This is a genomic window from Lactobacillus sp. UMNPBX17, from assembly GCF_002553735.1.
Taxonomy (GTDB): Bacteria; Bacillota; Bacilli; order Lactobacillales; family Lactobacillaceae; genus Lactobacillus; species Lactobacillus gallinarum.
In genome coordinates this window covers 1-8222 of sequence record NZ_PCYT01000062.1, presented here as the reverse complement: position 1 = coordinate 8222, position 8222 = coordinate 1, and the positions used below count along the sequence as shown (strand labels likewise).

Genomic DNA, 8222 nt, shown 5'->3' with positions numbered 1-8222 from the left:
CTTGGGCTTTTTTAATTATTTATTCAACTTACCGTAAAAAATTATACACTTAGCTAGAATTTTATATAATTTCAAAATTTATTGTGCTAAACTATCCCTAAAGCATCATATCGGTACTCTATTTTTAGATATAGTTGATAGAAAAGAGAACAATTATGTGTACATCTATTATATTTAGTCCAAGGGATCACTACTTTGGCCGCAACCTTGACCTTGAAGTTACTTTTGGACAACAAGTTGTTATTACTCCACGCGACTACGTATTCAAGTTTCGTGACATGCCTAAAATCGATCATCACTATGCAATGGTTGGTATTGCATTAAATGCAGATAGTTACCCATTATACTTTGATGCAGCTAACGAAAAAGGCTTAGGAATGGTCGGTCTTAACTATCCAGATAACGCCATTTACTACGACGTAAAAGAAGGCAAAGACAATATTGCTTCATTCGAATTTATTCCTTGGATCTTAGGCCAAGCAGCTACTGTTGCAGAAGCTAAGAAATTATTATCTACCATCAACATTACCAAGAAGAACTTCAGTGACAAGATGCAAGCATCCCCACTTCACTGGATCATTGCAGATAAAACTGGTGTTTCTATTGTTGTTGAAACTGATGCAGACGGTATGCACGTTTACGATAATCCTGTTGGCTGCTTAACTAACAACCCACAATTCCCTAAGCAATTGTTCAACTTAAACAACTACGCAGATGTTTCTGCCGCAATGCCAAAGAACAACTTCTCAGATCAAGTTAAAATGGACGGCTACAGCCGCGGCTTAGGTTCACGCAATTTGCCAGGTGGTATGGATTCAGAATCCCGTTTTGTCAGAGTAGCCTTCAACAAGTTTAACGCCCCTACTTCCGATTCTGAAGAAGAAAACGTAGACACTTACTTCCATATTCTGCATTCAGTAGAACAACAAAAAGGCCTGGATCAAGTCGGCCCAGATGCTTTTGAGTACACTATTTACTCTGATGGTATCAATTTGGATAAAGGTATCTTCTACTACACTACTTACACTAATAAGCAAATCAACGTAGTTGATATGAATAAAGAAGATTTAGACAGCAGTGATTTAATTACTTACGATATGCTCACTAAAGGTAAATTTAATCATCAAAACTAAAAATTGCGCAAATAATGTTAATTTTGTTTAAAGATTAGCATTATTTTTTCTTTTGCGGTTAAAATAGATTTTACAAATAAGTTATTGGGGATATTGTGCATCAATGAATAATTATTTAGTGTTGCTCCTTGCAGCAACTGTTTTATTGTTACTCATTTTTAATATCAAGACCTCACGTCGTTTTAATCTATTTGACCACTGGCTACACCATCAATTAGTTAAAAAACGCAGTGGTTACAAATGGCAAGTAATTGCCTTTATTAACGATCCCAAATTGATGGTCGTTTGGGACGTGCTCTTAGCTGGCCTTTTGTTAAATGAAGAGCGCAATTTAACTGCACTTTGGGTATTGGGTACCTTAGGTTTTGCGGATATTTCCGGCATCATTTTAAAGAGATTGATCCGGCGCAAGCGTCCTATTCTCCACTCAAACATGGAAGAAGGCTACAGCTTCCCTAGTGGGCACGTTTTAGGAGCAACGACCATGGGGCTAATTCTATTGCAGCTTTTTGCTAAAGATTTAGGACTCGCCTTCATCATCACAGTTATTGCTGTTTGGATAATGGTAATCATTTCTCGCTTGAGTTTAAAAGCCCATTACCCATCAGACATAATTGGTGCAACTAGTTTGGCAATCGTTTGCTTTAGCATTTCACAACAATTGTTTTTAGCACTCTAAACAAAAACGAGTATGTTTCTTGGAACATACTCGTTTTATTTTAATTTATCTTTTATTCGTGAAAACCAACCATAATTCCGCCCTCTTCAGCATAAAAACTGCAAAGGCCGCGCATTGGACGGATCGTAACTTGAGCATCAGGATATTCAGCCAAGATCTTATCTTTGATAATCTCGGCATCTTTTTCATTTTCGCAGTGGTCAATAATCACTTCACCGCCATGATAATTGTCGTCCTTCATGTATTTAAGCAATTCACGTATTGCTTTTTTCATACCCCTAGCCTTAGTTAATGGTTCAAGCTTACCTTCCTTGCTTGCCGTACCGATCAAGTTGATTTTCAAAAGACCGGCAACCTTGGCTGCGACTGGTGAGACACGCCCATTCAGAGACAAATTATGTAGTGATTGCAGAATAAAGAGCAAATGCGTACGCATTCTGAATTTGGCAATTACTTCTTCGAGATCAACAAAGCGGATATCGCCTTGAATCATTTTCTCAATACCGTGCAAAACAATAGTTAATTCAGGGCCCGCACTTCTTGAGTCAACTACAATAATTTGACTGGTGGGATGCTTTTCCTCATACATTGTTTTTGCTTGAAGTGCTGAGGAAAAAGTACCACTCATACCACTAGTCATCGTGATGATGATAGCTTTTTCGGTACCTTCTAGTGCATTAAGCCAAGCTTGAATGCTAGGACAAGTAGTCTTACCGGCAATTTGATTTTGATTCATATCATTCAAAAATTCTCTGATATTCAAATTTTGATCGTCAATATAATCCTTACCGCCAAAAGAAATAGTCAAAGGTACTACTTCCACGTTGTGGTCAGGATCGCTTTTCATATTGCTACTAGAATCAATAATTAATTTAATATTCTCCATAATCGAATTCCTTATTTATCATAAACAATTATTTTAATACATGTATTATAGCGCGTTGATATAGTAATTTATTATTGTCTTTATTAATTTTTAAAATGTAAACCGCTTTCATATGTTTACATGATCACAAAGTTAGGCTAAAATTTGAATTGTAAGCGGGACAAAAATTGTTCCGTATGGCATGCAAAATTTTTGTTACATGCCATAATTTTTGAGGAGGTTTATAATGCTCAAATCAGTTATTGAAAATGTACACGCACTCGAAATTTTTGACTCACGTGGTAACCCAACTGTTGAAGTTCACGTTACCCTTTCAAACGGTGTCGTAGGTAAGGCTGAAGTTCCATCAGGTGCTTCAACTGGTGAAAACGAAGCCGTTGAATTACGTGACGGTGGTTCACGTCTTGGCGGTAAGGGCGTTTCAAAGGCTGTTAACAATGTTAACACTGAAATTAACGACGCTTTAAAGGGTATGGACCCATTTAACCAACCTAAGATTGACCAAACTATGATCGACTTAGACGGTACTCCAAACAAGGGTCGTCTTGGTGCTAACGCTATCTTAGGTGTATCAATGGCTACTGCTGTTGCTGCAGCTAAGGCTAGTCAACAACCTCTTTACCGTTACCTTGGCGGTATTGATCTTGAAATGCCACAAACTTTCCACAACGTTATCAACGGTGGTGAACATGCTGACAACGGTATCGACATCCAAGAATTCATGATCACTCCAATTGCTAAGACTTCATTCCGTGATGGTTTCGAAAAGATCGTTAACGTATACCATACTTTGAAGAAAGTTCTTGAAGACATGGGTTACGAAACTGGCTTGGGTGACGAAGGTGGTTTCGCACCTAACATGAAGAACTCAGAAGAAGCTTTGAAGGCTTTACACGAATCAATCGTTAAGGCTGGTTACAAGCCAGGCGAAGATATCGGTATTGCATGTGACTGTGCTGCTTCATACTTCTACAACAAAGAAGACGGCAAGTACCACCTTGAAGGCAAGGTTCTTGACGATGAAGAATTAGCTGCATACTACGACAAGCTTTTGGAAGAATTCCCAGAATTAATGTCAATGGAAGACCCATACGACGAAAACGATGTTGACGGTATGGTTAAGTTCACTCAATCACACAAGGACCGTATCCAAATCGTTCTTGACGACTTCATTTGTACTAACCCAGCACTTTTGAAGAAGGCCATCAAGGAAGGTGCCGGCAACGCTTCATTAATCAAGTTGAACCAAATCGGTACTGTTACTGAAACTCTTGAAACTATCCGTATGTCACGTAAGAACGGCTACAACACTATGATTTCTCACCGTTCAGGTGAAACTGGTGACACCTTCATCGCTGACTTGGCTGTTGCTATCAACGGTGGTCAACTTAAGACTGGTGCTCCAGCTCGTTCAGAACGTGTTGAAAAGTACAACCGTTTGCTTGAAATCGAAGAAGAACTTGGCAAGGGCGAACGTCTTGCATTCTTCCCAGATGATGTTGACCACGATTAATTTCGATTAACCGAGTACAATTTCAACAAAAAGCATGTAGATTAATTTCTACATGCTTTTTTGTTTTATCTTTAATTATTATTTTTCAGTATATATCTTGCTAAAATCTTTATTTAGCTCCTTATCTTTTACTACTTTAACTATTACTGGATTAGCATTTTTAGATTGATCTAATAAAATAACTGGTTTATTCTTCATCAAGCAGAATAAATAGGTATTATGCCATGACTTAAAGTCCTCATTAGCAATGGCTACAATATTATATTGATAATTATTTTTTCCTAGTGGACTATAGCCAATCTTGATAACCTTTTTATTAAGTAAAAATCTATTCTTCTTAAGAACGTCAGGATAAGTGGGGCCATTTTTAGTTTTCAAAACACGTTTACCATCATAAAAACGATAATTTTGTTCCATTGCCTTACCCCATTGATTAACAGCTTTTTGCAATTTTTGCGTCTTTGCGGTATCCCACTTATTTACAATTTTCTTCTTAGGAGCCTTGGTCTTTTTCTTAGTGACTTTCTTTGTGTTTTTCTTTTTAACTACTTTTTTCTTTTTCGGCACAGTTTTCTTACTTGAAGATTGTGCCTTTTTTACCTTAGTTTGAGAACTTTCCTTTTTCTCACTGCCGATTGTAACTGCATCTTTTCCAAAATGCACTTGACTACAGCCAGTCAGCGTTGTCATTAAAAATAGTGTAGATATTCCTACTAAAACTTTCTTATTCATAGTTTCCTCATTTTTATCATATAACTACGAATATTATATGATAAAAGGCTTACAAATAGCTAATTTAATCAAAAAATAAGGGCTAACTAATGTCAGTCCTTTATTTTTATTAATAAATAGTTACTTGATATCTCTTAGAACGATCTTCTTTTTCAGGTTCCACTGCACTTTTTCCTACAGCCACGATTACTGTAGTTTGAAAAGCGGGATCAATTCCTAATTCTTGTTACAGATCGTTAAAATCATTAAGTCTTGCTGCACCGCCCATAATATAAACTGAGCCTAAATCCAGATCAGTTGCTTCAAGCATAATATTCTCTGCAGCAACTGATGCATCTCGTTCACCAAATTCACTATCCTTTTTAGTATTGATCAAAAATAAAACTGGTGCATTATAACAAGAATTATTAGTTACCTCTTCTATCTTATTGCGTAGACCTTCGTCTTTAACTACAACTAAGTTCATCACATTTGCTTGGTGCATGCCACAAGGTGCGGTTTGAAAAGCGGCAATCATTTCTTGAATCTTCTCATCAGAAATTGCTTCATTAGAATATTTACGGACTGCTCTTCTATTTTCAAAAATTGAATTTACCATATATAAGCCTCCTAAGCTTCCTTACATTCCTATTTTATCATTAGGTGAATTGTTGACAACGCTTTCAAAAATATTTATGATTATCTTAAAAAGTATATATTTTTACTAAGGAGATTTTTGATCATGAATTTAGCCGCAATTGATATAGGTGGTACAACAATTAAGATAGCAACTTGGAAAGATGGCAAATTACAAAATAAACATGCCGTAGATACTCCCAAAGATTTAGACACTTTTTATTCTGTTTTAACTGATGAAGTAAACAAAATAAAAGAAGATACTGATATTAAAGGTGTCGCAATCTCTGCACCGGGTGCTGTAAACCAAAAAACGGGCATTATCGGTGGTACTAGTGCACTTCCATACATTCACAACTTTAAAATTGTTGGCGAATTAGAAAAACGCTTTGAATTACCTGTTTCCATGGAAAACGATGCTAACTCTGCTGCTTTAGGCGAATTAGCAGAAGGTGCAGGTAAAGGCTGCGATAGTATGGCCTTCTTCGTAATTGGCACAGGTATCGGTGGCGCCATTATTATTAACCAAAAAGTTTGGCATGGTGCTCACCTATTTGGTGGTGAATTTGGCTACATGGGGTTTGATACAGAATCCGTCAGTGACCTCGCTTCCCCAGTAGCAATGGCCAACCGCTACAATGAAAGAACTGGCAAAAAACTTGATGGTAAAACCGTCTTTGCCTTAGCAGATGAAGATGATCCAGTAGCTAGCGATGAACGTCAAACTTTAATTCATTCCCTAGCTCTGGCAATTTACAACGTTCAACAAAGTTTTGACCCTGAAAAAATTGTAATCGGTGGTGGAATTTCCAATAATCCAGAATTAATTCCATTGCTGAATCGTGAAATCGATCATATTCAAACTCAAATTAATCCATCAAGCATTAAACCTGAGATCGTTCTCTGCAGTTTAAAGAGTGATGCAAACTTACGCGGTGCGGTAGCAAATTTTGAGCAAACACATTAATAGCTAAACGCTAATTGTTATTTAACCCTTCTAAAAGGCCCAATGTAATTGGCTTTTTATTTTGCAATTATAAAAAGTATAGATTTTTAATTAAAAACTATTTATTTTTATATGCATTATGCTATACTTATTCATGTAAAGAATTGAAAGCACTTACAGAGGAAAGAGAGGATCTAGATGACTGAAAAGCGCAAATTGCCATCCGCATTCTTTTGGGGCAACTCAGTTTCAAGTATGCAAACTGAAGGTGCATGGAATGAAGATGGTAAAGGTCTTTCAGTTTATGATGTTCGACCCGCTACTGACAATACCAGTGACTGGCATGTAGCAATCGATGAATATCATAGATATGATGAAGACCTCGACTTACTGAAGGACATGAACATGAACATGTACCGTATTCAAATTTCATGGTCTCGTGTTTGTCCTGATGGAGACGGCGACTTCAATCAAAAAGGTATTGACTTCTATGATCGATTAGTTAATGCAATGCTTAAACGTGGCATTCAACCAATGATCTGTCTTTACCACTTTGATATGCCGCTTAATTTAGCCAAAAAGTACAACGGTTTTATGTCACGGCACGTAGTTGACGCCTTTGTCCGTTTTGGTAAAAAAATGATCGACCATTTCAGTGATCGAGTGAAATATTGGATTGTCTTCAACGAGCATAATCTATATTTCCAAGATGAAGTTTTTAATATTTCAGGTTACGAATCTGGAGATAAAAGTTTGGATGATATGTACACTATCTTCCACCATACGATGATGTGTCATATTCAATTAGCAAATTACATCCACGAAAATCACTCAGACGTAAAAATTGGTGGAATGCTTGCTTACCAACAAATTTATCCAGCAACGAGTAAACCTGAAGACGTTTGGGCAGCAAAGCAAGTACAAGAGTTTTTAAACTTTAATATTTACGATGCTGACACCGGCCGTGGCTATTCACCAGAAGTAATGCAATATGCCAAAAATCATGGCATTGAAATGGACATTACAGATGAAGACAAAGAAATAATGAAGAAAGCTAAAGCTGATTTCCTAGCATTTTCTTACTATTCATCCTGGGTTTTATCTAGCGATAAAATTCCTGATGGTGAAGCTCCTAACCATTACCTTAACAAGGGCGGAGTTGAGTCCAAATATGTTAAGACAAACGATTGGGGCTGGGCAATTGATCCACTAGGATTTAGGAATGCAATTACTACAATGTACAACTACTACCGTATTCCTATTTTCCCTATTGAAAATGGTATCGGCCTCAAGGAAACTTGGGACGGTGAGCATATGATTGAAGATGATGAGCGTATTGCTTATCACCGCGACCATATCAAAGCAATGAAAGATGCTATTTTTGATGACGGCGCCAAGGTGCTTGGTTATCTCGGCTGGGGATTAATTGATATTCCAAGTTCTCATGCTGATATGGAAAAACGCTACGGTGCTGTTTACGTCAACAGATCAAACCACGATTTAAAAGATTTAAAACGTGTGCCTAAGAAATCATTCTATTGGTTTCAAAAGGTACTTAAAGATAATGGAGATGAATTATAATGACTGATCAAAAACAATCTGGGTTCAGTAATTTTGTGAACAGCAAAATTCTGGAAACTGTCAAATCTTTTGTGTAAATAGTTCTTTCTCGTAAATTGATTTTTTAATTATTTATTTAATCAAAGTAGGATTCTAAG

At 36.8% G+C, this 8222-nt stretch carries 7 protein-coding genes and 1 pseudogene; 5 read left to right on the top strand and 3 right to left on the bottom strand.

Annotation, left to right across the window (positions count from 1 at the left end; genetic code table 11):
• Positions 1 to 155: 155 nt before the first annotated feature.
• Together bsh and CP368_RS08440 are read left to right on the top strand one after the other, a co-directional pair.
• Entirely contained in the window at positions 156 to 1133 is a 978-nt protein-coding gene (bsh, locus tag CP368_RS08445; protein WP_087175835.1) for a choloylglycine hydrolase, read from the top strand.
• Positions 1134 to 1236: 103 nt separating this feature from the next.
• Complete coding sequence (locus CP368_RS08440; RefSeq protein WP_087175834.1) at positions 1237 to 1812, top strand: phosphatase PAP2 family protein; 576 nt, start codon at positions 1237 to 1239, stop codon at positions 1810 to 1812.
• A 52-nt stretch (positions 1813 to 1864) separates the two neighbouring features.
• Here CP368_RS08440 and CP368_RS08435 read toward each other — a convergent pair whose 3' ends face one another.
• Complete coding sequence (locus CP368_RS08435) at positions 1865 to 2698, bottom strand: DegV family protein (RefSeq protein WP_087175833.1); 834 nt, start codon at positions 2696 to 2698, stop codon at positions 1865 to 1867.
• 226 nt (positions 2699 to 2924) lie between these two features.
• On the opposite strand from CP368_RS08435, the gene eno reads away from it, so the two are divergent.
• Entirely contained in the window at positions 2925 to 4211 is a 1287-nt protein-coding gene (eno, locus tag CP368_RS08430; protein ID WP_098045964.1) for a phosphopyruvate hydratase, read from the top strand.
• A 78-nt stretch (positions 4212 to 4289) separates the two neighbouring features.
• Here the strand turns inward: eno and CP368_RS08425 are convergent, their stop codons facing one another.
• Together CP368_RS08425 and CP368_RS08420 are read right to left on the bottom strand one after the other, a co-directional pair.
• A complete protein-coding gene (locus tag CP368_RS08425; RefSeq protein WP_233185847.1) occupies positions 4290 to 4943 on the bottom strand; it encodes a DUF4767 domain-containing protein in 654 nt (217 codons plus the stop codon).
• A 109-nt stretch (positions 4944 to 5052) separates the two neighbouring features.
• Positions 5053 to 5541: pseudogene (locus CP368_RS08420) on the bottom strand (nitroreductase family protein).
• 123 nt (positions 5542 to 5664) lie between these two features.
• On the opposite strand from CP368_RS08420, the gene CP368_RS08415 reads away from it, so the two are divergent.
• Positions 5665 to 6525, top strand: coding sequence for an ROK family protein (locus CP368_RS08415; protein ID WP_098045963.1), 861 nt, complete (start codon positions 5665 to 5667; stop codon positions 6523 to 6525).
• Positions 6526 to 6702: 177 nt separating this feature from the next.
• Positions 6703 to 8085, top strand: a complete 1383-nt coding sequence (locus tag CP368_RS08410; RefSeq protein WP_098045962.1) for a glycoside hydrolase family 1 protein — start codon at positions 6703 to 6705, stop codon at positions 8083 to 8085.
• Positions 8086 to 8222: the final 137 nt, after the last annotated feature.

What these genes read in the sequence shown, in the direction of transcription:
- CP368_RS08415 (WP_098045963.1), top strand. Translation starts at nt 5,665, where the DNA reads ATGAATTTAGCCGCAATTGATATAGGTGGTACAACAATTAAGATAGCA.
- CP368_RS08435 (WP_087175833.1), bottom strand. Translation starts at nt 2,698, where the DNA reads ATGGAGAATATTAAATTAATTATTGATTCTAGTAGCAATATGAAAAGC.
- eno (WP_098045964.1), top strand. Translation starts at nt 2,925, where the DNA reads ATGCTCAAATCAGTTATTGAAAATGTACACGCACTCGAAATTTTTGAC.
- bsh (WP_087175835.1), top strand. Translation starts at nt 156, where the DNA reads ATGTGTACATCTATTATATTTAGTCCAAGGGATCACTACTTTGGCCGC.
- CP368_RS08410 (WP_098045962.1), top strand. Translation starts at nt 6,703, where the DNA reads ATGACTGAAAAGCGCAAATTGCCATCCGCATTCTTTTGGGGCAACTCA.
- CP368_RS08425 (WP_233185847.1), bottom strand. Translation starts at nt 4,943, where the DNA reads ATGAATAAGAAAGTTTTAGTAGGAATATCTACACTATTTTTAATGACA.
- CP368_RS08440 (WP_087175834.1), top strand. Translation starts at nt 1,237, where the DNA reads ATGAATAATTATTTAGTGTTGCTCCTTGCAGCAACTGTTTTATTGTTA.